General features: G+C 67.9%; 24 protein-coding genes. 14 read left to right on the forward strand and 10 right to left on the reverse strand.

Annotated features, from left to right (window positions below):
- Nucleotides 1–112: 112 nt before the first annotated feature.
- From WKR98_RS23725 to WKR98_RS23750, 6 genes are read left to right on the forward strand one after another with little or no spacing between them, the layout of a single operon-like run.
- Nucleotides 113–1,678 (forward strand): acyl-CoA carboxylase subunit beta, encoded by a 1,566-nt coding sequence (locus WKR98_RS23725; protein ID WP_341434842.1) that lies wholly within the window; start codon nucleotides 113–115, stop codon nucleotides 1,676–1,678.
- A complete protein-coding gene (locus WKR98_RS23730; protein WP_161567869.1) occupies nucleotides 1,675–2,445 on the forward strand; it encodes a GntR family transcriptional regulator in 771 nt (256 codons plus the stop codon). Before WKR98_RS23725 ends, WKR98_RS23730 begins: the two co-directional genes overlap by 4 nt.
- Nucleotides 2,446–2,470: 25 nt before the next feature.
- The gene (locus WKR98_RS23735; RefSeq protein WP_341434843.1) at nucleotides 2,471–3,493 is read left to right on the forward strand and encodes a tripartite tricarboxylate transporter substrate binding protein; all 1,023 of its coding nucleotides are present in this window, start codon (nucleotides 2,471–2,473) and stop codon (nucleotides 3,491–3,493) included.
- Nucleotides 3,490–4,728 (forward strand): CaiB/BaiF CoA transferase family protein, encoded by a 1,239-nt coding sequence (locus tag WKR98_RS23740; RefSeq protein WP_341434844.1) that lies wholly within the window; start codon nucleotides 3,490–3,492, stop codon nucleotides 4,726–4,728. The genes WKR98_RS23735 and WKR98_RS23740 overlap by 4 nt, the downstream gene beginning before the upstream one ends.
- A gap of 12 nt (nucleotides 4,729–4,740) precedes the next feature.
- Nucleotides 4,741–6,114, forward strand: coding sequence for an acetyl-CoA carboxylase biotin carboxylase subunit (locus tag WKR98_RS23745; protein ID WP_341434845.1), 1,374 nt, complete (start codon nucleotides 4,741–4,743; stop codon nucleotides 6,112–6,114).
- 30 nt (nucleotides 6,115–6,144) lie between these two features.
- Nucleotides 6,145–6,366 carry an acetyl-CoA carboxylase biotin carboxyl carrier protein subunit gene (locus WKR98_RS23750; protein WP_124690312.1) on the forward strand — a complete coding sequence of 74 codons (222 nt, stop codon included), beginning with the start codon at nucleotides 6,145–6,147 and terminating at the stop codon, nucleotides 6,364–6,366.
- Here the strand turns inward: WKR98_RS23750 and WKR98_RS23755 are convergent.
- Nucleotides 6,353–6,952, reverse strand: a complete 600-nt coding sequence (locus tag WKR98_RS23755; RefSeq protein ID WP_341434846.1) for a DUF2239 family protein — start codon at nucleotides 6,950–6,952, stop codon at nucleotides 6,353–6,355. The two genes, WKR98_RS23750 and WKR98_RS23755, sit on opposite strands and share 14 nt — an antisense overlap.
- A gap of 108 nt (nucleotides 6,953–7,060) precedes the next feature.
- Nucleotides 7,061–7,849, reverse strand: a complete 789-nt coding sequence (locus WKR98_RS23760) for an HpcH/HpaI aldolase family protein (protein WP_161567868.1) — start codon at nucleotides 7,847–7,849, stop codon at nucleotides 7,061–7,063.
- Nucleotides 7,850–7,980: 131 nt separating this feature from the next.
- On the opposite strand from WKR98_RS23760, the gene WKR98_RS23765 reads away from it, so the two are divergent.
- The 6 genes from WKR98_RS23765 to WKR98_RS23790 all read left to right on the forward strand — a co-directional run bounded on the left by WKR98_RS23765 (nucleotide 7,981) and on the right by WKR98_RS23790 (nucleotide 13,920).
- Complete coding sequence (locus tag WKR98_RS23765; RefSeq protein ID WP_341434847.1) at nucleotides 7,981–9,288, forward strand: aromatic ring-hydroxylating oxygenase subunit alpha; 1,308 nt, start codon at nucleotides 7,981–7,983, stop codon at nucleotides 9,286–9,288.
- Between the two features lie 26 nt (nucleotides 9,289–9,314).
- On the forward strand, nucleotides 9,315–9,797 hold the full coding sequence (locus WKR98_RS23770) for an aromatic-ring-hydroxylating dioxygenase subunit beta (RefSeq protein WP_341434848.1): 483 nt from the start codon (nucleotides 9,315–9,317) through the stop codon (nucleotides 9,795–9,797).
- A 19-nt stretch (nucleotides 9,798–9,816) separates the two neighbouring features.
- Entirely contained in the window at nucleotides 9,817–10,656 is an 840-nt protein-coding gene (locus WKR98_RS23775) for a fumarylacetoacetate hydrolase family protein (protein ID WP_124690307.1), read from the forward strand.
- A 33-nt stretch (nucleotides 10,657–10,689) separates the two neighbouring features.
- On the forward strand, nucleotides 10,690–12,111 hold the full coding sequence (locus tag WKR98_RS23780; protein WP_341434849.1) for an MmgE/PrpD family protein: 1,422 nt from the start codon (nucleotides 10,690–10,692) through the stop codon (nucleotides 12,109–12,111).
- 83 nt (nucleotides 12,112–12,194) lie between these two features.
- Nucleotides 12,195–13,169, forward strand: coding sequence for a Bug family tripartite tricarboxylate transporter substrate binding protein (locus tag WKR98_RS23785; protein WP_124690305.1), 975 nt, complete (start codon nucleotides 12,195–12,197; stop codon nucleotides 13,167–13,169).
- A gap of 4 nt (nucleotides 13,170–13,173) precedes the next feature.
- Nucleotides 13,174–13,920 (forward strand): SDR family NAD(P)-dependent oxidoreductase, encoded by a 747-nt coding sequence (locus tag WKR98_RS23790; RefSeq protein ID WP_341434850.1) that lies wholly within the window; start codon nucleotides 13,174–13,176, stop codon nucleotides 13,918–13,920.
- 13 nt (nucleotides 13,921–13,933) lie between these two features.
- Here the strand turns inward: WKR98_RS23790 and WKR98_RS23795 are convergent, their stop codons facing one another.
- Genes WKR98_RS23795 through coaBC form a run of 4 tightly spaced genes read right to left on the reverse strand, consistent with a single transcriptional unit; the run spans nucleotide 13,934 to nucleotide 16,875 of the window.
- Complete coding sequence (locus WKR98_RS23795; protein ID WP_124690303.1) at nucleotides 13,934–14,650, reverse strand: GntR family transcriptional regulator; 717 nt, start codon at nucleotides 14,648–14,650, stop codon at nucleotides 13,934–13,936.
- Between the two features lie 10 nt (nucleotides 14,651–14,660).
- Nucleotides 14,661–15,110: a dUTP diphosphatase gene (dut, locus tag WKR98_RS23800; protein ID WP_124690302.1), complete on the reverse strand. Its 450-nt coding sequence runs from the start codon at nucleotides 15,108–15,110 to the stop codon at nucleotides 14,661–14,663.
- Entirely contained in the window at nucleotides 15,107–15,664 is a 558-nt protein-coding gene (locus tag WKR98_RS23805; RefSeq protein ID WP_124690301.1) for a hypothetical protein, read from the reverse strand. Before WKR98_RS23805 ends, dut begins: the two co-directional genes overlap by 4 nt.
- A gap of 20 nt (nucleotides 15,665–15,684) precedes the next feature.
- Nucleotides 15,685–16,875, reverse strand: coding sequence for a bifunctional phosphopantothenoylcysteine decarboxylase/phosphopantothenate--cysteine ligase CoaBC (coaBC, locus tag WKR98_RS23810; protein WP_124690300.1), 1,191 nt, complete (start codon nucleotides 16,873–16,875; stop codon nucleotides 15,685–15,687).
- A gap of 179 nt (nucleotides 16,876–17,054) precedes the next feature.
- Here coaBC and WKR98_RS23815 point away from each other — a divergent pair, with 179 nt between their 5' ends.
- Together WKR98_RS23815 and WKR98_RS23820 are read left to right on the forward strand one after the other, a co-directional pair.
- A complete protein-coding gene (locus WKR98_RS23815) occupies nucleotides 17,055–17,306 on the forward strand; it encodes a type II toxin-antitoxin system Phd/YefM family antitoxin (RefSeq protein WP_341434851.1) in 252 nt (83 codons plus the stop codon).
- Nucleotides 17,307–17,621 carry a type II toxin-antitoxin system RelE family toxin gene (locus WKR98_RS23820; RefSeq protein WP_341434852.1) on the forward strand — a complete coding sequence of 105 codons (315 nt, stop codon included), beginning with the start codon at nucleotides 17,307–17,309 and terminating at the stop codon, nucleotides 17,619–17,621. It abuts the gene before it with no gap.
- Nucleotides 17,622–17,629: 8 nt separating this feature from the next.
- On the opposite strand, the gene lspA is transcribed toward WKR98_RS23820, so the two are convergent.
- The 4 genes from lspA to WKR98_RS23840 form a co-directional block, all read right to left on the reverse strand.
- Nucleotides 17,630–18,121, reverse strand: a complete 492-nt coding sequence (lspA, locus tag WKR98_RS23825) for a signal peptidase II (RefSeq protein WP_124690297.1) — start codon at nucleotides 18,119–18,121, stop codon at nucleotides 17,630–17,632.
- Nucleotides 18,121–20,937 carry an isoleucine--tRNA ligase gene (ileS, locus tag WKR98_RS23830; protein WP_341434853.1) on the reverse strand — a complete coding sequence of 939 codons (2,817 nt, stop codon included), beginning with the start codon at nucleotides 20,935–20,937 and terminating at the stop codon, nucleotides 18,121–18,123. The genes lspA and ileS overlap by 1 nt, the downstream gene beginning before the upstream one ends.
- 236 nt (nucleotides 20,938–21,173) lie before the next feature.
- Nucleotides 21,174–22,127, reverse strand: coding sequence for a bifunctional riboflavin kinase/FAD synthetase (locus WKR98_RS23835; protein WP_341434947.1), 954 nt, complete (start codon nucleotides 22,125–22,127; stop codon nucleotides 21,174–21,176).
- A 69-nt stretch (nucleotides 22,128–22,196) separates the two neighbouring features.
- Complete coding sequence (locus WKR98_RS23840) at nucleotides 22,197–23,147, reverse strand: GntR family transcriptional regulator (protein WP_124690295.1); 951 nt, start codon at nucleotides 23,145–23,147, stop codon at nucleotides 22,197–22,199.
- Nucleotides 23,148–23,321 lie beyond the last annotated feature (174 nt).

The following is a 23,321-nucleotide window of genomic DNA, read 5'->3' on the forward strand; positions in this document are numbered from 1 at the left end:
CGGGGCAAGGGGCGGACAGGGAGTCCGCCTTTTTTCTTGTTCAATAAAATTGTCGACAATAATAAAACAGGCAATTATAGTGAGCTGAATTTCACCGATCCCAGGAGACGGCATGAGCTGGCGGGCGGAAGCGGACGAGATCCGGCGCAGGCGGGAACTGGCGCGGGCATGCGGTGGCGAGGCGTCGGTGGCGCGCCAGCACGAGGCCGGCAAGCTCACGGTGCGCGAGCGCATCGGCAAGCTGCTGGATGCGGGTTCGTTCCAAGAGGTGGGGCAGTTGGCGGGGCGGGCGGTCTACACGGAAGGCAAGCTGACCGGCTTCGAGCCCGCGCCCTATGTCATGGGCCTGGGGCGTATCTCCGACCGGCCCGTGGCGGTGGGGGGCGAGGACTACACCATCCGCGCCGGCACCGGCTTCGGCAGCGACCGCCGCAAGGGTGGGCAGGGCGGCTTCGTCGAGGACCTGGCCTTCCACTACCGGATCCCGCTGGTCAACCTGATCGACGGCACTGGCGGCACCGTCAACACGGTCAAGCGCAAGGGCTATTCGGTCACGCCCGGCTACGGCCAGGATGGCTTCGAGCGTTCGGTGTCGCTGATGGGCATGGTGCCCGTGGTGAGCGCGGTCATGGGCACGGTGGCGGGCGGCCCGGCGGGGCGCGCCATGCTGGCCCACTGGACCGTCATGGTGCGCGACAGCAGCCAGATATTCGCCGCCGGCCCGCCGGTGGTCGAGCGTGCCTTCGGCGTCAAGCTGCACAAGAACGACCTGGGCGGCGCCAAGATCGCCGCCGACACCGCCGGCACCATAGACAACGTGGCGCCGGACGAGGAAACCTGCCTGGCGCAGATCCGGCGCTTCCTGGCGTACATGCCGCAGAACGCCTGGGAACTGCCGCCCGTGCTGATGTCGGGCGATCCCGTGGACCGCTGCGAGGACGCGCTGGTCGACATCGTGCCCCGTTCCGAGCGCCAGGCCTACAACATGAAGAAGCTGGTGGGCATGGTCGTGGACCGCGGGTCGGAGTTCGAGATCCAGCCGGGCTTCGGCCGGGCCGTCATCACGATGCTGGCGCGCATGAACGGCAAGGTCGTGGGCGTGGTGGCGAACAACCCCATGTTCGGCGGCATCGTCGACGTGAAGGCGGCACGCAAGCAGACGCATTTCATCGACCTGTGCGATGCCTTCAACATCCCGCTGGTCTTCTTCGTCGACGTACCGGGCCTGCTGATCGGCGTCGAGTCCGAATCCGAGGCGATCATGCGCTTCGGCATCCAGCAGCGCTACGTGCTGGCGCAGGCCACGGTGCCGATCTACACGGTGCTGGTGCGCAAGTGCTTCGGCGTCGCGGGCGGCAGCGTGATCGACCGCGCCGGGCTGAACTTCAAGATCGCCTGGCCGTCCGCCAGCTGGGGTTCGCTGCCCATCGAAGGGGGCGTCAAGGCGGCTTACCGGGCCGACATCCAGGGCGCCGCCGATCCGGCCGCGCGCGAAGCCGAGATCGAGGCCGAACTGCGGGCGCTGTCCTCGCCCTTCCGCACCGCCGAGGCCTTCGCGGTCGAAGACCTGATCGATCCCCGCGAGACACGGCCCTACCTGTGCCAGTTCATCGATGCCGCGCAGGGCCGGCTGCGGACCACGCTGGGGCCCAAGCTGCGCGCGGGAGTGCGCCCGTGACACCGGCACGGCCCGCGCCGCCCGACACCAGCCGCGCCGCGGCGTTCCTGCAGGCCTTCGAAGAGGACCGCGGCACGCCCATCGCGTTCTGGTGGGTGTTCGCCGGGCCGTCCAACACGCTGACGCTGCCCGAGCAGATCGCGGCCAGCGTTGGCGACCGCATCATCTCGCATGCCATCGCCCCGGGCGAATGGATACGCGAACAGGAAATCGGCCAGCAGTTCGGCGTCAGCCGCAGTCCGGTGCGCGAGGCCATGCGTCTGCTGGAGCGCGAGGGCGTGGTGCGCATACACGCCAGGCGGGGCGCCCGCGCGACCTTCCTGGCGCAGAAGGAAATCCAGGATCTGTTCGAGGTGCGCGCCAGCCTGGTGCGCCTGGTCGGGCGCCGCGCCGCCGAGCACCGTCCCGAGCGGCTGCTGGAGCTGCTGGAGATCGGTTTCTGCACTCTGGGCGAGACGGCCGACGATCCGGCCGCCGCGCGCCGCTACGGCGAGACCGCGGCCCAGATGACCCTGCTGTGCGCGGCGCTGTGCGGCAACGACCGCCTGTTCCCGCTGATCGCCTCGCTGTCCATGCAGATGCTGCGCTACACCAGCCTGGGGCTGAAGTCCCGGGATCGGCGCCGCCGTTCCATCGTCCTGTGGCGCGGCGCCATCGATGCCATCCGGCGCGGCGATGCCGACGCCGCTGAACAGTTTTTCGCCAGTCGCCTGGAAGAGAACTGGCGGGAGATCCGCCGTTTGCTGGAGACCGAAGTGATCGCGTAGACCACATTCCCGTCAGGAGGGAAGCATGGAGACTATCTATCAGGGCCGCCGCCGCGCCATCGCCGCGCTGGGGACGGGCATGGGGGGATTGCTGCTGGGGGCGGCGGCACGGCCCGCGTGGGCCGCGTGGCGGCCGGACCAGAACGTGGAGTTCGTCGTGCCGGCCGGGCCGGGCGGCGCGCTGGACCAGACCGGCCGGGCGATGAAGCAGTTCTACGACGAAAGCCACGTGCCGGGCGGCAAGACCTTCCTGGTCACCAACAAGCCGGGGGCGAACGGCAAGATCGCCTTCGAAGTGCTGTTGCAGAAACGGGCCGATCCGCACTACCTGTCGATCAATTCCCACGGCTACATCTCGAGCTACCTGACAGGCAATCTCGACATCCTGCCCCATCGGGACCTGACTCCCATCGCCGTGATCCAGGACGAGTTCGTGGTGGCGGCGGTGCGCACGGAGTCGCCCGTGCAATCCGCGGCCGATCTGGCCGAGCGGCTGCGCAAGGATCCCACCAGCCAGCGCATAGGCGTGGCCACCAGCATCGGCAATCACATCCACATCGGCACCGCCAAGGCCCTGGGCGCGGCGGGCGTGGACGTGCGCAAGCTCGTGGTGGCGCCGTTCAAGTCCTCGGCCGAGTCCATGGTCGCGCTGGTGGGCGGCCACCTGGACGTGGTGGCCGCCACCACGCCCAACGTCATCGCGCTGAAGAAGGCCGGCAAGATTCGCGTGCTCGCGGTCAGCGCGGGCCAGCGGCTGGGCGGGCAGTTCGCGGACGTGCCGACGTGGAAGGAGCAGGGCATCGATTCGACCTTCAGTTCGGCCATGGGCATCGTCGCCGCCAAGGGCATCTCCGAGGACCAGATCCAGTTCTGGGAAGACATGTGCCGGCGCATGAGCAAGTCGCCGATGTGGGAGCAACTGGCCGAGACCAACCAGAGCCGGCCCAATTTCATGGGGCACCGCGACGCGGCGCGGTTCTACGAAGAGGAGTACCAGAGCATGCGCGAGATCGTCGCCAAGCTGGGCCTGCTGGGGGCGGGCAAATGAGCAATGCCAGGCTGACCGGGCATACCGGCCCGCTAAGCGGCTACAAGGCGATCGAGATCTGCTCCACGGTGGCCGGTCCCGCGTGCGGGCGCATCCTGGCGGATTTCGGCGCGGACGTCATCAAGGTCGAGCCGCCCAGCGGCGATCCGCTGCGCAACATGGGCAAGCACGTGGGCGATGTGTCGCTGTACGCCGCCACGGCCCTGCGCAACAAGCGCGCGATGGTGATCGACCTGAAGACCGAGGAAGGCCGGGACCTGGTGCGCCGGTTGGCGGCCAAGACCGACGTGCTGGTCGAGAACTATCGGCCCGGCGTGATGGAGCGGCTGGGGCTGGGCTACGAGGACCTGTCGCGTGACAACCCGGGCCTGGTCATGGTGCGCATCAGCGGCTATGGCCAGAGCGGCCCCTACAGGATGCGGCCCGGCTACGGCGCGATTTGCGAGGCGATGGCCGGCGTGCGCCACCTGACCGGCGATCCCGACCGGCCGCCGGCGCGCGTGGCGGTGGCCACGACCGATTACCTGTCGGCGGTTTATGCCGCGTTCGGCACGGTATCGGCGCTGCTGAACCGGACCCGCACGGGCAAGGGGCAGGTGGTGGACGTGGCCCTGTACGAGACGGCGTTCACGCAGATGGAAGTCTACGTGCCCGCGTTCAAGACCCTGAATCTGATTCCCAAGCGGGTAGGCCCCAACCTGCCCAACATGGCGCCCAACAGCCTGTATCCCACCCGCGACGGCGGCTATGTGCTGATCGCCGCCAACAGCAATCCCACCTTCGAACGGTTGATCGCCGTCATGGGCCGCCCCGAGCTGATCGATGATCCGCGCATGAGTTCGATCCGCGCGCGCGGATCGAACATTCCCTATTGCAACAGCGTCGTCAGCGAATGGACGCTGCAGCACGATGGCAGCGAGATCGAGCGCATGCTGCTCGAGGCGGAAGTGCCGGTGTCGCGGGTCTACACGATGGCCGACATCTTCGAGGATCCGCAGTTCGCCGCGCGCGGCATGCTGCCGGAAATCCCGCATCCCGAGCTGGGCTCGCTGCATCATCCCGGCATCGTGCCCAGGCTGAGCGACACCCCCGGCCAGATCATGCATACGGGCCCGGACCTGGGCCAGGATACGCGGCAGGTGCTGGCCGACGAACTGCAACTGTCGCCGCGCGAGATCGACGTCCTGGTCGAGCGCGGCATCGTGGCCTGCGGCGCATCCGGGGAGCCGGCATGAGGAGCGACCGCCATGTTCCATAAGGTGCTGGTGGCCAATCGCGGCGCGGTCGCAGCCCGCGTGCTGCGCGCGCTCAAGCAGCTCGGTATCCGGACCGTTGCCGTGTATTCCGAGGCGGACCGCGACCTGCCCTATCTGGCGTGGGCCGACGAAACCCGCGCGATCGGGCCCGCCGATGCGCGCGCCAGCTACTTGAACCAGGACGCGCTGCTCGCGGTGCTGGCCGACACGGGGGCCGACGGCCTGCACCCCGGCTATGGATTCCTGTCCGAGAACGCCGGCTTCGCGCGCCGCGTGGCCGAGCAGGGCGCTGGCTTCATCGGGCCGGGCGCGGACTGGATCGAGGCCATGGGCCACAAGACCCGGGCCCGCGACCTGATGGCCGCGCGCGGCATGCCGCTGGGGCCCAGTTCCGGGCTGCTGGACGACGATGCCGAGGCGACCCTGGCGGCCGCGCGGCGTATCGGCTATCCGGTATTGGTCAAGCCCGCCGGCGGCGGTGGCGGCATAGGGATGCTGGCCGCGCACGACGACGCGCAACTGCTGGCCGCCGTCGCGCAGGCGCGTTCGCTGTCCCAGCGCAGCTTCGGCTGCGCCGATCTCTACCTGGAACGCCTGGTCGAACGGCCCCGGCACATCGAGTTCCAGGTGCTGGCCGACCGGCACGGCAACGTGCGGCATCTGTACGAGCGGGAATGCTCGGTCCAGCGGCGCCACCAGAAGGTCGTGGAAGAAGCGTCGGCGCCCGGCCTGCCGCGCGCCGCGCTGGATGCCGCGGCCGACCGCGTCACCCGCATCCTGGCCGACATGCGCTACGACGTGATCGGCACGGTCGAGACCTTGTACGACGGCGAGGGCGGCTTCAACTTCCTGGAAATGAACACCCGGCTGCAGGTGGAGCACGCGGTCACCGAGGCGGTCACCGGCATCGACCTCGTGCAGGCCCAGGTGCGGCTGGCCTTCGGCGAACGGCTGGATGCGGTGCTGCCGTCCTCGATCGGCCTGAACGGCCACGCGATCGAAGCGCGCATCTATGCCGAGGACCCGCTGCGCTTCCTGCCTTCGCCCGGGCCGCTGGCCAGGCTGGAATGGCCGTCCGGCCCCGGCATACGGGTGGAGACCGGCTATGCCCAGGGCAACCGCGTCACGCCGTACTACGACCCCATGATCGCCAAGCTCATCGTGCATGCCGAGGATCGCCCGCGCGCGCTGGCCGCGCTGGAAGAGGCCCTGCGCGCCACGGTGGTCGAGGGGGTCAGGACCAACATTCCGTTCGTGCTGGCGCTGCTGCGCAACGAACGGTTCGTCAACGCGGACATCGACACCGGCCTGGCGGCCGAGGTCGTGCGGGACATGAAGGCGGCCGCCGCGGCGAACGCCGCGTAAGGCCGGCGGACATCGACAAGGGAGGGTGGCATGGCGCGTATCGAAGTGCTATCGGAAATCACCGGCACCGTGTGGAAGGTGGAGGCTTGCGTGGGGGCGGCCGTCGAGGCGGAGGCGGCGCTGTTGATCGTGGAGTCCATGAAGATGGAGATCCCCGTCCCGGCGCCCGCCGCCGGGACGGTACTGGAACTGCGCGTGGGCGAAGGCGACCCGGTCGAGGAAGGCCAGGTCGTCGCCGTCATCGAGGGGTAGCATCCGTCGCCAGGCGCAGCGCGTAGTCGCGCACGTCGGCCGGCCAGTCGCGCAGCTGCGCCGCGTAGCGTTCGCCGTCGCCCGCGAACAGCGCGCGGGCGGCTTCCTCGAACCCGGGCAGGTCGCCCGCCATGGCGGACATGAAATGGTAGGCCGCCTCGCGCGCGCGCCGCTGGCCGTCCTGGTCCGCGTGGGCGCGGCGGGCCTCCTCCACCAGCTTGCGCAGCGCCACCGACGCGCCGCCGGGCTGGGCATTGAGCCATTCCCAGTGGCGCGGCAGCAGCGTGACCTCGCGCGCGACCACGCCCAGCCTGGGCCGACCCTTGCCTCGTGGCGCCAAGGGTTGCTCGGCTGCGCTGGCTTCGTCGGGGACGGCTGACGGCGGCGGACCCAGGCGTGCCAACACCTCGCGTTCCGAGCCGCGCGTGTCGATGTCGAAGGCTTTCCCGGTCGCGTCGTCGAAGATGAGAATCGGCGTGTGGTCCGGTGCGCGCGCGGCACGCCGCACGGCCAGCGCGACGTCGCGCAAGAGGCCGCTCGCGAGCAGGCGATGGCCGCCGAAGGCGGTGCAGGTCAGGGCAGTCATGGCATTCACCACAAGAAAGAAAGTAGCGACAATTTACCCGGATAAAAATAGAATTTCAATATTACCCGGGTAAATTTAAGAGTATGTGGCCGCCCCGCAACGGCGGCTTCAGGTGTAGCCCGATGCGGCGGGATTGGCCGCGTCGCCGCGGGCACGCGCCAGCTCCTGCCGCGTGCCTGCCTGGAGCAGCGCGCTGTCCTTGGCGATGGTGATGAAGCCGAATCCCTGGTCGGCATAGCGGCGTCCCGAGGCGCCTCCCGAGCACTGGATGCCCGCCACGCGCCCATGGCGGCGGCAGGCCTCGAGGATGGCCGCGACCGCGTCGGCATGTTCCTTCTCCGGCTTGTCCAGGTCGGGCTCCAACCCGAGGCCCAGCGCCAGATCGGCCGGGCCGACGTAGATGCCGTCCAGGCCGGGCGTGGCGACGATGGCTTCCAGGTTGTCGAGCCCCCGGCGGCTTTCGATCATCACGAAGCACATGGGCTCGTCGCCCAGCGTGGCCGTATCGCGCGCCTGGCGCACCAGCGCCGAACGGATGGGGCCGTAGGAGCGGATGCCGGTGGGCGGGTAGCGGCAGGCCGCGACCGCGGCGGCCGCCTGCTCGGGCGTCTCGCACATCGGCACGATCACGGCCTGCGCGCCCGCGTCCAGCGCCTTGGCGATCATCCAGTCGGTCGAGGCGGGCACCCGCGTCACGGGAATGGCGCCGGCGCGTTCGATGGCGGTGAACATGGGCGTGACGTCGGCATAGTCGATCAGGCCGTGCTGCTGGTCCACGCAGACGTAGTCCAGTCCTCCCGCAGCCAGGAGTTCCGCGCCGAAGGCGCAAGGTAGCGCGCACCATCCGCCGAACACGGTGCGTTTTTCGGCGATCGCCAGGCGAAGGACTTTGGACATGACTGCCTCCCGTTGGGGGTTTTCACGCATGGGCGTGGATTCGAACGAAAAGTGATTGACAAAGATTCTGGCTGCCAACAGACTAAAAGTGTATCCACTTTTTCACGACAGAGATAGTGTCAAAGGCAAGCATGAGCAGGACACCAGAGATCGATGTTGGGGACTACGTCCGCGAGATACCCGGGCAGCAGTTCCTGGTCCGCACCGAGGCGTATACGGACGAGGACGTCTTCGAGCTGGAGATGAAGCACATCTTCGAGCGGACCTGGATCTACGTCGGACACGAATCCGAGTTTGCGTCTGCGGGCAGTTTCAAGACCGCCTACGCCGGCCGCCAGCCCATCGTCGTGATCCGCGACAAGGAAGGGAAGATCGGCGCCTTCTTCAACCGCTGCATGCACCGCGGCGCGACCCTGCTGCGCGAGCCGCAGGGCGTCGTGCAGGAAATGCGCTGCCCGTACCACGGCTGGATCTTCGACCTCGCGGGCAGGACGCGCCTGGTGTCCGAGCGGGGCGACCCCGGCGGCTACGGCGCCAACTTCCTCGAACCGCAAGGCCTGCTGCGCGTGCCGCGCATGGAAAGCTACCGCGGCCTTCTGTTCGTGTCGCTCGACGCCGGCATCGAGCCGCTGGCATCCTACCTGGGCGAGCTCAAGGCCGTCATCGATGCCAAGCTCGACCTCTCGCCGGTGGGGCGCATCGCGATCGCCTCCAAGCCCTACGTCTGTCGATACAAGGGCAACTGGAAGCTGCAGACCGAGAACATCGTCGACGCCTACCACTTCATGCATACCCACGGCGCCTTCGTGAAGCTGCAGGCGAAGTACGGCGACAGCACCGGCGACTTCGGCGTGCACAAGGGACGCAGTTCGCGCGAGATGCGGGAGCAGCGCTTTCGCGGCGAGACCTGGTCCTGCCGGCAAGGGCATGGCTTCGCGCGGGTGCCGGCGGCCGATCCGGGCTATCTGCTCGACGGCGAATTCGGACGCATGTATCGCGAATTGCTGGACAGGCACGGCGAAGCGGCCTTCGCGGGCATCACCGCCAAGGCGACCTCCACGGTATTCCCCAGCATGGGCATGATCCACCAGCAGATCCGGGTCTGGCGTCCGATCTCGGTCGACGAGACCGAGGTGCTGATCTACCCCTACGAGATCGAGGGTGCGCCCGATGCGTTCAACGCCGGCATGCTGCGCAGCCAGGAGCGGTTCTACGGGCCGTCGGGTTTCGGCATGGCCGACGACACCGAGATATTCGCCCGCGTGACGCAGGGCCTGCGCGCCAGCAGCGTGGAGTGGCTGGTGTTCGACCGCGGCATGGACAGCGACGAGAGGACCGAGAGCGGCGACTACCGCGGCCTGCCGTCCAGCGAAGCGCCGCAGCGCGCTCTGTGGCGGGCCTGGGAAAACATGATGCGGCAGGCATCGAAGCACGCTTGAGGCGGGAATCGAGTATGGAAAGCGCAATGTTGCAAGACATCACCCAGTTCATCTATCGCGAAGCCCGGTTGCTGGACGACCGGCGGCTCGACGATTGGCTGAGCCTGTTCGACGACGACGGCCTCTACATCGTGCCCCTGGTGGACGAGGCGCAGCCGGGGCGGCAGGCCGCCATCGTCAACGACGACAGGATGGCCCGCGAAGAACGCGTGTATCACCTGGTCAATCACTGGTTTCCGGCGCAGCAGCCGCCGTCGCGTACGCTGCACTTCGTTTCGAACGTGGTGGCAGACGAGCGCGACGGCCTCTGGTCCGTATCGAGCAGTCAGTTGATCCACGAGACCCGCGGCGGCGACTGGACCCAGGTCGGCCTGGGCGAGAAGAACGCCATCGTCGCCCGCGTCGACTATCTCCTGCGCCGCGGCGACAAGGGATTCCGGATCCACGAGAAACGCGTCCACCTGCTCGACCGCGCGGGCTGGCAGGGCAATCTCGCCTTCATCTACTGATACACGGGGAGCACGGCACATGAAGTTGGTCAGGTATGGCGCCCAAGGGTGCGAGCGGCCGGGCATGCTGGACGGGCAGGGCGGGTTGAGGGATTTGTCCGGACTGCTGCGGGACATCGATCCACGGGCCATGGCGCGTGGCCTCCAGGACAGCCTGGGCGCGGTCGACGCCGAGCGCCTGCCCCGGGTCGACGGGACGCCGCGCCTGGGATCGCCGCTGGCGCGGCCGGGCAAGATCATCGCCATCGGCCTGAACTACGTCGACCATGCCAAGGAATCCGGCATGGCGATTCCGGCCGAGCCCGTGGTGTTCATGAAGGCGCCGTCGACGCTGTCCGGACCGTACGACGACGTGCCCAGGCCGGCCAGGGCCGAGAAGATGGATTGGGAAGTCGAGCTGGGCATCGTCATCGGCAAGCCTTGCCGCGACGTGTCCGAGGTCGAGGCGGCCGGCAGCATCTTCGGCTACGTGTTGGCCAACGACCTGTCCGACCGGGCTTTCCAGCTCGATCGCGGCGGCCAGTGGGACAAGGGCAAGAGCTTCGATCGTTTCTGCCCCGTCGGGCCCTATCTCGTGACGCACGACGAGATCGCCGACGTGCACGCGCTCGACATCTGGCTCTCGGTGGATGGCGAGCGGGTGCAACAGAGCAATACCCGCCAGATGATCTTCAAGTGCCCGGCCATCGTCAGCTACCTGAGCCAGTGCATGACCCTGGAACCGGGCGACCTCGTCATCACCGGCACGCCGGCGGGCGTCGGCCTGGGCATGAAGCCCCCGCGCTACCTGCGGGGCGGCGAGCTGGTCGAACTGGGCATCGCCGGCCTGGGCACGCAGAAATACCGCATCACCCGCTGATCCGCCGTCAACCCTTCGCCACAGGAATTCCGCATGCGCGCTGTCTCTCCCAACGATGCGTTTCTTGACCACCTGGCCGCGTTCTGTATCCGTGCCCGCCGCTTCGAGATCGATGCCGTCTGCCGCGACGCCGTCAGGAAAATCGTGCTGGACTCGTTCGGCGTGGTGCTGGGCGCGCTGGACCACCGCGCCGCCCAGCGCGCGCGCAAGTTCGCCGCCTGTTTCCCGGTGCCCGAAGGCGGAGCCAGGCTGTGGGGAACCGGCGAGCGTGTCGGCATCGAACACGCCGCGCTGCTCAACAGCCCGCCGCTGCGTGCCTACGATTTCAACGACTTCTATCTCGGCCGCCTGGGTGGCGCGCATCCCAGCGACATCCTGACCGGCGTGATCGCCGTGGCGGAGTCGGCCGGCGCGGGCGGCCTGGACGTGGCACGGGCCCTGTGCCTGGGCTACGAGATGATCGTGGCCATGAGCGACTACATCGATCCCGACCGGGCCGGCTGGGACTACCCGTGCCTGACCGCGCTGGGCGCCACGGCCGCGATCGGCGACATGCTGGAACTCGACCATGCGCAGTTCCGGCAGGCATTCTCGATCACCGTGAACGCGAACTATCCGTCGCTGGAAGCGGAGTCCTCCGAGTTCGATGCGCATGGCGAGCTGACCATGTGGAAGCGCTTCAACGGCGGCGACGGTGTGCGGCACGCGATCTACGCCTGTTATCTGGCCAAGTGCGGCGTGGAGGGCGTGGTTCGTCCCTTCGAGGGGAAGTTCGGCTATCTCGCCAAGCTGCAGGCCACCGCCGACGAGGCCGAGCAGGCCGTGCGGCGCATCCAGGGCATCGAGCGCTTCGAGGGCATCGCCCGCGGCAGCTTCAAGCGCTGGCCGGTCGGATCGCGCGGCCAGAGCGCCATCCAGTCGGCGCTGCGCGCGCGTGCCGCGTGGCGGGAGGCAGGGCGGTCGCCGGACGCGATCGCCAGGGTGACGGTGCATGCCGATCCTGGCGTGTATCGCCACCTGTACGAGATCCGCGTCGATCCGTTCGTGCCCCGCACGCGCGAGGCGGCCGATCATTCCCTGCCTTATATCGTGGCGGCCGCCCTGGTGCAGGGCGGCATCAGTCCGGCCAGCTTCGAGGCGCCGCTGCGCGAGTCGCCCGAACTGCGCCGGCTGCTGGATGGCCGCATCAAGGTGGTGCAGGCCGGGCAGGCCTCGCCGTCCAACCTGTTGTCGGAGGTGGTGATCGAGGACGAGTCCGGCCATCGCTGGAGCGGCGGCCGCGAGGCCGCGCCCGGGTCGGCCGGCGTGCCGATCTCGTTCGACACCCTGGTCGAGAAGTTCAAGGAGAACCTGGGGGCGGGCCGGGCCGCGCGGGCCGAGGCCTTGATCTCGGCGGTCGCGAACCTCGATGCCTGCGTCGACGTACGGAAACTGGTGGACGAGACGGTGGCCTGAAGGCCATCGCCTCTGGATGCCGAGCAGGCCATGCGCCTGCCGGTGGATGTGCCTGTGTAGAGCTTCTATGAGAGGTCCTTGCCATGCTTACCCGTTCAGTCTGGAAATTCCTGCTTGTCCTCTTCTGTGCCGCGAGTTCGTCAGCGGCGCTGGCCGACGATTTCCCCAACAAGGCCGTGCGGTTCATCGTGCCCTTCTCGCAGGGCACGGGGCCTGACCGCCTGGCCCGCCTGGTCGGCGAAGAATTGACGAAGGTCTGGAAAGTCCCGGTCGTGGTGGAAAACCGCCTCGGGGCGTCGGGCCACGTGGGCGCCCAGGTCCTGGCCCAGTCGCAGCCCGACGGCTATACCGTCGGCGTCATGGGCAGCAACATCTCGGTGACCGCCCACCTGATGAAATCCGATACCTTCGTACCGATGCGAGACCTCCAGCCCCTGGTCATCGCCGGCTATGGCGACATGACGCTGGTGGTGTCGGGCAAGTCGCGCTTCAATACGCTGACGGAGTTCCTGGACTACGCCAAGGCCAACCGCGGCAAGGTGGCGTTCGCCAGCGCCGGAATAGGCTCGCCCTCGCACATCTTCATCGCTCAGTTGCAGCAGAAGACGGGCACCGAGTTCCTGCACGTGCCGTACAAGGGCACGGCCCCGGCCGTGACCGATCTGATCGGCGGCCAGGTCGAGGCGTTCTTCATCGCCACCCATACCGTCAAGCCCTACCTGGCCTCGGGCCAGTTGAAGGCGCTGGGGGTGGGCGCCGAGCAGCGCAATTCCCATGCACCCGAGATTCCTTCTTTCGCCGAGCTGGGCGTGAAGGACTTCTCGACCGAGGCCTGGTACGGCTTCATGCTGCCGACCGGCGTTCCCGCGCCGATCGCCGAAAAGCTGTACCGCGACATCCATGCGATCGTCAGCAACGACCCCGTACGCGGCCAGCTCGACAAGTTCGGCCTGACGATGCGGCCGTCCACGACCGCCGAGATGCGTGAATTCGTCGGCAAGGAATTCCGGCGCTACGGCGAAGTCATCGCGCAATACAACATCAAGGCGGAGGAGTAAGGCGATGCAGGCAGGCGCGCAGCAGTTTCCCGCGGTGATCGACGTCACCGGCATGTCGGTGCTCGTGGTGGGGGCGGAGGGCGGTGTCGGGCCCGCCGTGGTCGACGGTTTCGACGCGCATGGCGCCAGGGTCCATGCCGGTTATCTGGCGCCGGGCGGCAGCAGCGCGGACCGGCCCGGCGACCGCGTGCCGGCCGGCGCGGATCCGGCCGCGATCCGCGATTTCCTGGATCGGGTGGAGGCCGCCAATGGTCCGCTCGATGCCTTGATCTTCGTCTCGCCGCCGGTCTCGGTGGGCAAGGCGCTGGACCTCGATCCGGGGCTGTACGCCCAGGTCGCGCGCGACGAGCTTGTCCTGCCGGTGCTGTTGCTGCGCGAAGCCGCCGGGCGCATGGCGGGACGCGGATTCGGGCGCCTGCTGTCGTTCTGCTCGATGTCGGGCAAGACCGGCGCGCACCCGGGCGTCAGTCCCTACGCCGCGGCCAAGGGCGGCCTGATCGCATTCAGCCGTTCGCTGGCGGCCGAGCTGGCGCCGCAGGGGGTTACGGTCAATGCCATCGCCACCGCGCTGTTCGACGTGCAGGTGACCAAGACGGGGGAAGACCTGGAGCACGTGCTCAAGGGCATCCCGGTCGGGCGCGTGGGGCGCTCGCAGGAGGCTGCCGCGGCGGCCTTGTTCCTGGCCTCGCGCCTGTCCGGCTACATCACGGGGGAAACGCTGAACATGTCGGGCGGGCGCTTCATGGACTGAACCCCGCCCCGGACTACAGGCGCACGCGCAGGACCGCGACCGCGTTCTGCATGAAGACCGGCGCATAGTCCGGGTCGATCAGCTTGATCGACGCCGTGGCCGAACGCACGAGCTGCAGGGTCTGGATACGCTGCGCCGCCTGGAGATCTTCGGTTTCGTAGGCGTGCAGCAGCCCGGCATGGTCGCCCAGGTCGTCGGCGAAGAGCGAGGGCGAGGTCTGTTCGAGCGAGTAGCGCGCGCGTTCGGTCCGATGCCAGTATTCGTCCATCTTGTCGATGTACATCCGGCCCGCGGGCCGGTTCAGGCGGCGGTGGAAATCCAGGTGCAGGTCGCGCCAGTGGCTGGACTGCTCGTCGTCCTGGCGCGACATCCTGTCCACGACCTTCTTGCAGGCGGCCAGTTCGGTCCGGCTCAGGCGCCCCATGGAAACCTGGGTGGCGATGGCCTGGCAGGCGATCCACAGTCCGTAGATCTGGTCGACTTCCTCGGCCGTGAGCTGGGTGACCGTCATCCGGTACTTGAAGCGTGCCTCGGCCAGCCCGTCGGCCTGGAGCATGCGCAGCGCTTCGCGCACCGGCGTGCGGCTGACGCCATATTTCTGCGAAATATGGACCTGGTTCAGCTCATGGCCGGGTTGGAACTCGCCCTGGAAAATGCGTTTGCGCAGCGCCTCGTAGATGCGCACTGCCTCGAGATCCGTCTCGGCCCCCTCGCTGTCGGTCTTCGCCATGGACGCGCGGTCAATGCTTGCCGGTGCTTCCGAATCCGCCCGCGCCGCGGTCGGATTCCGTGAAATCGTCCACCACGTTGAAGCTCACCTGGGCTACCGGCACGATGATCATCTGCGCCAGGCGTTCCATGGGCTGGAGCACGAAGGCTTCCTGTCCGCGGTTCCAGGTCGAGACCATCAACTGCCCCTGGTAGTCGGAATCGATCAGCCCGACCAGGTTGCCCAGCACGATGCCGTGCTTGTGGCCCAGGCCCGAGCGCGGCAGGATCATCGCGGCGTAGCCGGGATCGGCGATATGGATGGCCAGGCCCGTGGGCACCAGCACGGTCTGGCCGGGCTGGATGGTTTGCGGGGCTTCCAGGCAGGCGCGCAGGTCCAGGCCGGCGGAGCCCGGAGTGGCGTAGGCGGGCAGGTAGTCGCGCATGCGCGCGTCGAGGATCTTCAGGTCTACGGATTTCATGCGTTGCGGTGGGATGAACGTTGATTGCGGTTGGGCGGCACGAAGGGCGGCAGCGTCGTGCCGGGTATGCCTTGCGCGCCGCGCAGCGTCTGGCGACCGCGCCGGAACAGCGAGCGCGCGACGAAGAACAGGATGAGGGTGCGGACGATGTTGAAGGGTTCGAGCGGATCGTGGTCCATCAGCGCCGAAGCGATGCTGCCGATGGTCAGGAAGCCGAACAGCACGCCCAGCAGGACCTGCACGGCGCCCTTGACCGCGCTGTTGCCCTGCGCCGCCAGCGTGGACTGCGAGGCCGGTTCGCTGACGCCGGCCGGCATGTTGGCCGAGGGAGCCGACGGCGCCGTGGGGGCGGACGGGATGCCGGTGCCGGCGGTGTATTGCTGGCCCGGGCTGCGCGTGTCCTTCTGCGAGCCCGGCAGCCGCAGCGCCGAGCGGAAGCCGCCCGTGCCGGTCTTGAGCAGGCCTTGTTCCCCCGGCGTGCCGGCGCCGCGGTTGACCATCTTGTCGATATAGGCGGCGTAGTCGCCGTTTGGGGGTTCCGCGTCGAAGGGCATGACGGTCCTCCTCGGATCGTTCACGAGCCGGCGCGCCGGCCGATTTCTGCCACCAGCTGTCGCGCGGCCGCGAGCTTGGACAGGCGGGCCAGCGGATGTTCGCCGGCATCGTCGTACAGTACCAGGGTGGTGTCGTCGCGGCCCAGCACGTCCTGGGCCAGGTTGCCCACCAGCAGCGGCACGCGCTTGCGCGCGCGCTTCTCGGTGGCGTGGCGGGCCAGGTCCTCGGTCTCGGCGGCAAAGCCCACGCAATAGGGTGGGCGCGGCAGGGCCGCCACGGTACCCAGGATGTCGGGGTTCTGCACGAACTCCAGGGCCGGCGGGCCGCCGTCGGTCTTCTTCAGCTTGCTGGCGCTGACCTCCTTGACCCGCCAGTCCGCCACCGCCGCGACGGCGACGAAGATGTCGGCATTTTGCACGTCCGCCATCACGGCATCGAGCATGTCGCGCGCCGTCATCACGTCGACCCGGCGCACCCCGCGCGGCGCGGCCAGCGCGGTGGGGCCGGACACCAGCGTGACCTCGGCGCCCGCCTCGCGCGCCGCGCGCGCGATGGCATAGCCCATCTTGCCCGAGGACACGTTGGTCAGCACCCGCACCGGGTCGATCGGCTCGGAGGTGGGGCCGGCCGTGATCAGTATCCGCTTGCCGGCCAGGACCTTGGGCTGGAAGTGGGCGATCAGGTCTTCAAGGATCTCGTGCGGTTCCAGCATGCGGCCGGAGCCGACTTCGCCGCAGGCCTGGTCGCCTTCGGCCGGGCCCAGCAGCGTGACGCCGTCGGCGCGCAACTGCGCGGCGTTGCGCTGGGTGGCCGGATTGGCCCACATCTCGCGGTTCATCGCCGGCACCACCAGCAGCGGGCAGGCGCGGGCCACGCACAGCGTGGTCAGCAGGTCGTCGGCCATGCCGTGCGCCAGCTTGGCCAGGAAGTCGGTGCTGGCGGGCGCGATCAGCACCGCGTCCGCGCCGCGCGTCAGGTTGATGTGCGCCATGTTGTTGGGCATGCGCGCGTCCCACTGGTCCACGTAGACCGGCCGGCCCGACAGCGCCTGCATCGTGACCGGCGTGACGAAATGCGTCGCGGCCTCGGTCATGACCACGTCCACCGTCGCGCCGCGCTCGGTCAGGCGCCGCACCAGCTCGCAGATCTTGTAGCAGGCGATGCCGCCGGTCATACCGAGGACGAGGCGCTTGTTGGCGAGGTCGGACATGGGGCCGGACTGGGGAAATTGGAATGGTTCATTATACGGCTCCACTTCGCCGCGCCTTCCCCTGCGCGCAGGAGCCCGTGGGGCTCCTGTCAGCATGAACGGGCCCTCTACTCGAACCTGGACACTACACGCCGCTCCCGTTAAAATAGGGCTGAATTTAGCCCTATTTAGGAGGAGGCATGGAAGAGATCCATAGCTTGCTGAGCGTCAGCATCTCCGAGTTCAAGCAGAACCCTGGCAAGGTGGTCGAGGAGGCCCATGGGCAGCCGGTGGCCGTGCTCAACCATAATCGGCCTGCCTTCTACACCGTCTCCCCGGAGCTCATGGCGCAAATGGCCGAGTTGTACGACGAACGCCAGCTCGAACCAGTGGTGCGCTCGCGCCTGAAGTCCCTCGATCAGGCCGTCGAAGTCAGCCTCGACGACCTGTAAATGTCGTACAGACTATTCTTCCTGCCTGAGGCTCGGCAAGAGTGGGATGGGTTGGATGGTTCGCTCAAGACCCAGTTCAAAGCCGCGTTAAAAAAGCGGCTGGAGACTCCACGGCTACCAGGCTCACAGCTTCGCTCGCCCTTGGTCGATTGCTACAAGATCAAGCTACGCGGCGTCGGCTACAGATTGGTCTATTTGGTGCGGGACGAGGCGATCCCACCAGACATTGTCGTTCTGGTCGTAGGGCGCCGAGATGGTGGGATCTACGAAGCTGCGGCCGAAATGCTGGAGTCAGGCCGCAACGTGGACAAATAGCTGCTCTATTATGCAGAGGAAGGTTTCTTCCTTACTTCATCGATGATCAGCAGCACCGCGCCGACCGTGATGGCCGAGTCCGCCAGGTTGAAGGCGGGGAAGAACCAGTCGCCGTAGTGCACCAGCACGAAGTCGATGACGTGGCCGTGGATGAAGCGGTCGATCACGTTGCCCAGGGCGCCGCCCAGGATCAGGGTCAGCGCCCACGAGAACAGCCGCTGGTGGCCGTGGCGGGACAGCATCCAGACGATGAAGCCGGAGACTCCCAGCGCCAGGATGGTGAAGAACCAGCGCTGCCAGCCGTCGGCGCCGGCCAGGAAGCTGAAGGCCGCGCCGCGGTTGTACAGCAGGGTGAAGTCCAGCACCGGCAGCAGCGGCAGCCGCTCGCCATAGGCGAACAGCTTGTCCACCGCGACCTTGGTGACCTGGTCGGCGACGATGATGAGCGCGGCGATGGCCAGCCAGGCCGCCAGCCGGGAACGCGGGGCGGGCGCGCCCATCAGGCGAACTCGCGCGGTTCGCCCGTGCCCTCGAGGTTGGCGACGCAGCGGCCGCAGATCTCGGGCTGTTCGGGATCGACGCCCACGTCCTCGCGCCAGTGCCAGCAGCGCTCGCACTTCTTGTGGCCGGACGGGGCGACGTCGATCCGCAGGTCGCCTTCGGCGGCATGCAGGCCCACGCGCGAGACGATCAGCACGAAGCGCAGGTCCTCGCCCAGGCTGGCAAGCAGCGCGTGGTCGGACGCCGGCGCGTGGATGTCGATCTCGGCCTGCAGCGAGGAGCCGATGCCGCCCGCCGCGCGGACTTCTTCCAGCTTCTTGGTGACTTCCCCGCGCAGGTGGCGCAGGCGGCCCCATTTCTCGAGCAGGGCCTGGGCGTCCGGCTGCGCCGGCACGGCGTGGAAGGTTTCCGTGAAGATCGTGAGCGAACCCTGTTTGACCAGCGCCCAGGCTTCCTCGGCGGTGAACGACAGGATGGGCGCCATCAGCTTGAGCAGCGCCTGCGTGACGTGCCAGAGCGCGGTCTGCGCCGACCGCCGGGCCACGCTGCCGGGTGCGGTGGTGTAGAGGCGGTCCTTCAGGATGTCGAGGTAGAACGCGCCCAGGTCTTCGGAGCAGAAGGTTTGCAGCCGCGCCGTGGCCGGGTGGAATTCATAGCGGTCGTACAGCGCCGTGATCTCTTCCTGCAGGCGGGCGGTCATGGCCAGCGCGTAGCGGTCGATCTCGAACATCTGCGCGTCGGGCACGGCCTGGGTGGCGACGTCGAAGTCGCTCAGGTTGGCCAGCAGGAAGCGCAGCGTGTTGCGGATGCGGCGATACGACTCCACCACGCGCTTGAGGATCTCGTCCGAGATCGACAGTTCGCCCGAGTAGTCGGTGCTGGCGATCCACAGGCGCAGGATCTCGGCGCCCAGCGTGTCGGAGATCTTCTGCGGCGCCAGCGTGTTGCCCAGCGACTTGCTCATCTTGCGGCCCTGTCCGTCCACGGTGAAGCCGTGGGTGAGCAGGGCCTTGTAGGGCGGTGTGCCGTTCAGCATGCAACTGGTCAGCAGCGACGAATGGAACCAGCCGCGGTGCTGGTCCGAACCTTCCAGATACAGGTCGGCGGGCCAGGCGCCGTCGGCAGCGTGCGAGCCGCGCAGCACGGTCTGGTGGGTGGTGCCGGAATCGAACCAGACGTCCAGCGTGTCGCGGTTCTTCTCGTACAGGTCGGCCTCGTCGCCCAGCAGCTCGCGCGGATCCAGCGATTGCCAGGCCTCGATGCCGTCCTGTTCGATGCGTTGCGCGACCTGTTCGATCAGCTCGGGCGTGCGGGGGTGCAGCTCGCCCGTTTCGCGATGCACGAAGAAGGCCATGGGTACGCCCCATTGGCGCTGGCGCGACAGCGTCCAGTCCGGCCGGTTGGCGATCATGGCGTGCAGCCGCGCCTTGCCCCAGGAAGGGTAAAAGCGGGTCGCCTCTATGCCTTCCAGCGCGCGTTCGCGCAGCGTGCCGCCGCCTTCGGCGGGCAGGATGTCCATGCCGGCGAACCATTGGCTGGTCGCGCGGTAGATGATGGGGGTCTTGTGGCGCCAGCAATGCATGTAGCTGTGGCGCAGCTTCTCGACCTTGAGCAGCGTGCCGGCTTCCTCCAGCGTGGCGACGATCCGGGGATTGGCGTCCCAGATGGTCAGGCCGCCGAACAGCGGCAGCGTCGAGGCGTAGCGGCCATCGCCCATGACCGGGCTGATGATGTCCGCGTCCGGCATGCCGTTGCTCTTGCAGGAGATGAAGTCTTCGATGCCGTAGGCCGGCGCCGAGTGCACGATGCCGGTGCCGGTGTCCAGGGTCACGTAGTCGCCCAGGTAGACGGGCGAGAGCCGGTCGTAGCCCGGGTCCTTGCGGGCCAGCGGATGGTGGAAGGCGATGTGGTCCAGCGCCAGGCCCTTGCAGGTGGCGACGATCTCGCCTTCCAGGTCCCAGGCCTGCAGGCAGGCCTCGACGCGCTCGCGGGCGAGGATCAGCAGCGTGCCCCAGGCCTGCGGCGTCTTCACGCGCACCAGCGCGTAGTCGATCTCGGGGTGGACGTTCAGCGCCTGGTTGGACGGGATGGTCCACGGCGTGGTGGTCCAGATGACGATGGCGCCTTCCTCGTCGATCGAGGGCAGCCCGAAGGCCTTGGCCAGCGCCGCGCGATCGGCGAAGGGAAAGGCCACGTCGATGGCGGGGTCGGTGCGGTCGGCGTACTCGACCTCGGCCTCGGCCAGCGCCGAGCCGCAGTCGAAACACCAGTTCACCGGCTTCAGGCCGCGGAAGACGAAGCCTTTTTCAAGGATGGCGCCCAGCGCGCGCAGTTCGTCGGCCTCGTTGCGCGGATTCATGGTCAGATAGGGGTGGTCCCAGTCGCCCAGCACGCCCAGGCGCTTGAAGTCCTTGCGCTGCCGGTCGATCTGCTCGGTCGCGTAGGCGCGCGCCTTGGACTGCACCTCGGCCACCGGCAGCCCCTTGCCGTATTTCTTCTCGATCTGGATCTCGATGGGCATGCCGTGGCAGTCCCAGCCCGGCACGTAGGGCGCATCGAAGCCGGCCAGCGTGCGGCTCTTGACGATGATGTCCTTCAGGATCTTGTTGACCGCGTGCCCCAGGTGGATGTCGCCGTTGGCGTAGGGCGGGCCGTCATGCAGCACGAAACGCGGCCGCCCGGCGCTGGCCGCGCGGATGGCCTGGTACAGGTGCTTTTCTTCCCAGGCCGCGACCCAGCCGGGCTCGCGTTTGGCGAGATCGCCGCGCATGGGGAACGGAGTGTCGGGAAGATTGAGAGTTTTCTTGTAGTCCATGTCGTTGCCCCCCCCTACGCGCTGACGCGCGCCCCCCAGGGGGCGATGCGGGTGGACCGGCAAAGCCGGATCCACCGCATCCTGGGTCCAGGGGAAGTGTCTTGGCCTGCTGCGTTGTTGCTATCGCTGGCTGCCAGCGGTAGCAACGGTGCGTCAGCCCAGGATGATTTCCCTAGGTTCAGGAAACCGCGGATCTGGCTTTGCCAGTCCGCCGGTTTCGCCTCTGGGGGAGCGCGTCAGCGCGTAGGGAGGAGACCAAAATATTTGCGCGCCTGGAGAGCATCGTCTTCAATGGCCGCCTTCAGGGTCGGCAGGTCGACGAACTTCTCTTCGTCGCGCAGCTTTTTCAGGAATTCCACCTGCACGAGTTTACCGTAAGCGTTGCCGCTGAAATCGAAGACATGGACTTCCAGCAGGACCCGGCCGCTGTCGTCGACCGTGGGGCGCACCCCCAGGCTGGCCACGCCGGGCAACGGTTCGGGGGCCAGCCCGTGCACCTGCACCACGAAGATGCCGGACAGGGCCGGGCAGCGGCGCGAGACGCGCAGGTTCAGAGTGGGAAAACCCAGCGTGCGGCCCAGCTTCTGGCCATGGATGACGTGGCCGCTGACGCTGTAGGGATGGCCCAGCAGTTCGGCGGCGCGGTCCAGGTCGCCGACCGCCAGCGCCGTCCGGACGGCGGAACTGGAGATGCGCTGGCCCTGGTCGGTGACGGACTCCATGGATTCGACCTCGAAGCCATGCTGGGCGGCGCTGGCGCGCAGCATGGCGATGTCGCCGGTGCGGTGGGCGCCGAAGCGGAAGTCGTCTCCCACCAGCAGCCATTTCACGTGCAAGCCCTCGATCAGCAACTGGTCGATGAAGGCCTGGGCTGGCATCGAGGCCAGGCGCGCGTTGAAGCGTTCCACCACCACGTGCTGCATGCCGTAGCGGGCCAGCGCGCACAGCTCGTCGCGCAATCCGGCGATGCGGGTAGGGGCCAGTTCGGGGCGCTTGTGCAGTTCGGCGAAGAATTCTCGGGGGTGGGGCTCGAAGGTCATGACCGTCGGCACGAGTCCCCGGGCATGGGCCGCTTCGCGCACCCGGGCCAGGATGGCCTGGTGGCCGCGGTGCACGCCGTCGAAATTGCCGATCGCCAGCGCGCACGGACGACGCAGCGAAGGCGGCGGCAGGCCCCGGAAGATGCGCAGGGCGGACGGCGGAGCGGACGAGGCGGACGGATTCAAGCCGGTGGCAAAGCGGAAGCTGGGAGTCGAATTCTAGCTGCCTGGGGGCAGATCGTTGATTATAGGCGCGTCGCCGCCCGCCCGGGCGCCGCGCAGATTGACCACCACGCCCTGCAGGTGATCGCGCATGGCGTCGGCCGCTTCCCGATTGCGGCCGGCCTCGATCAGATCGAGGATGTGCAGGTGCTCCCGCGCCTGGCGGTAATAGCGCTGGCGGTCGACCATGGCGCGGTACACCAGCAGGCGGCGCACCTTGTTGACCCGGCGCAGCACGTCGCTGAAGAACGGGTTTTGCGACGCCTCGGCCAGGGTTTCGTGGAATTTCACCGCGTGTTCGTACAGTTCGTCGGCCGTCATGGTGTCGGCGCCGCCGGCCAGGATCTGGCCCTCGACTTCGCGCAGCCGGGCGGCGGCCTCGGGGCTCAGGTGAAAACTCGGTTCCAGCAGGCTGGCCGGTTCGATCGCCAGCCGCAGGCTGTAGGTCTGCTCCAGCGCCTCGGGCGTGCGCAGGATGGGCGAGAAGGTCCAGCCGTAGCCGATCCGCCGTTCCGCCCAGCCTTCGCGCGAGATCTTGCGCAGCAGTTCGCTCAACTGCCGGTGCGTGAGCCGGTAGGTCTGGCGCAGATAGGTTTCGGTGACGTGGTCCTTGAGCTGGCCGCGCAGCCGGTCTTCGGCGATCTGGAAGTAGACGCGGGTCAGTTCCGGCTGGGCGCTCAGGCCCAGTTGTTCGGGCGCCGCCAGTTCGGCGTCGGACAGGAAATAGCCGCGATTGGCCTCGTGGCGCAGCACGCCCTTGTCGGCCAGCAGCTGCAGGGCCTGGCTGACGGTCCAGCGCGATACGCCGAAATGATCGCCCAGCGACTGGGCCGTGAGGTGGGTGCCGGCAGGCAGCCCCTGGGCGTTGGCGTGGGCGAGGATGCGGCCGGCCAGTTCGGGGACGACGGCTGTGCGGGATTCGCTGCGCGGACGTTGGGCGGTCGACATGTTCCGGAGTGGGGACTATCAGCGTGTCGGAGAAAAGCAGAGGCTGCGCACCGCGAATCCGGCACGCAGACAGGATGTTAGCGGTTTTCCGCCGCCGCCCCGTCCTGGTCGGATTGCATCAAGATTGCATTTATATGCATAAATATGCAATCATGGGCCACAAAGAACGAGGAG

Source organism: Pigmentiphaga sp. YJ18 (assembly GCF_038066655.1).
Lineage (GTDB): Bacteria > Pseudomonadota > Gammaproteobacteria > Burkholderiales > Burkholderiaceae_B > Pigmentiphaga.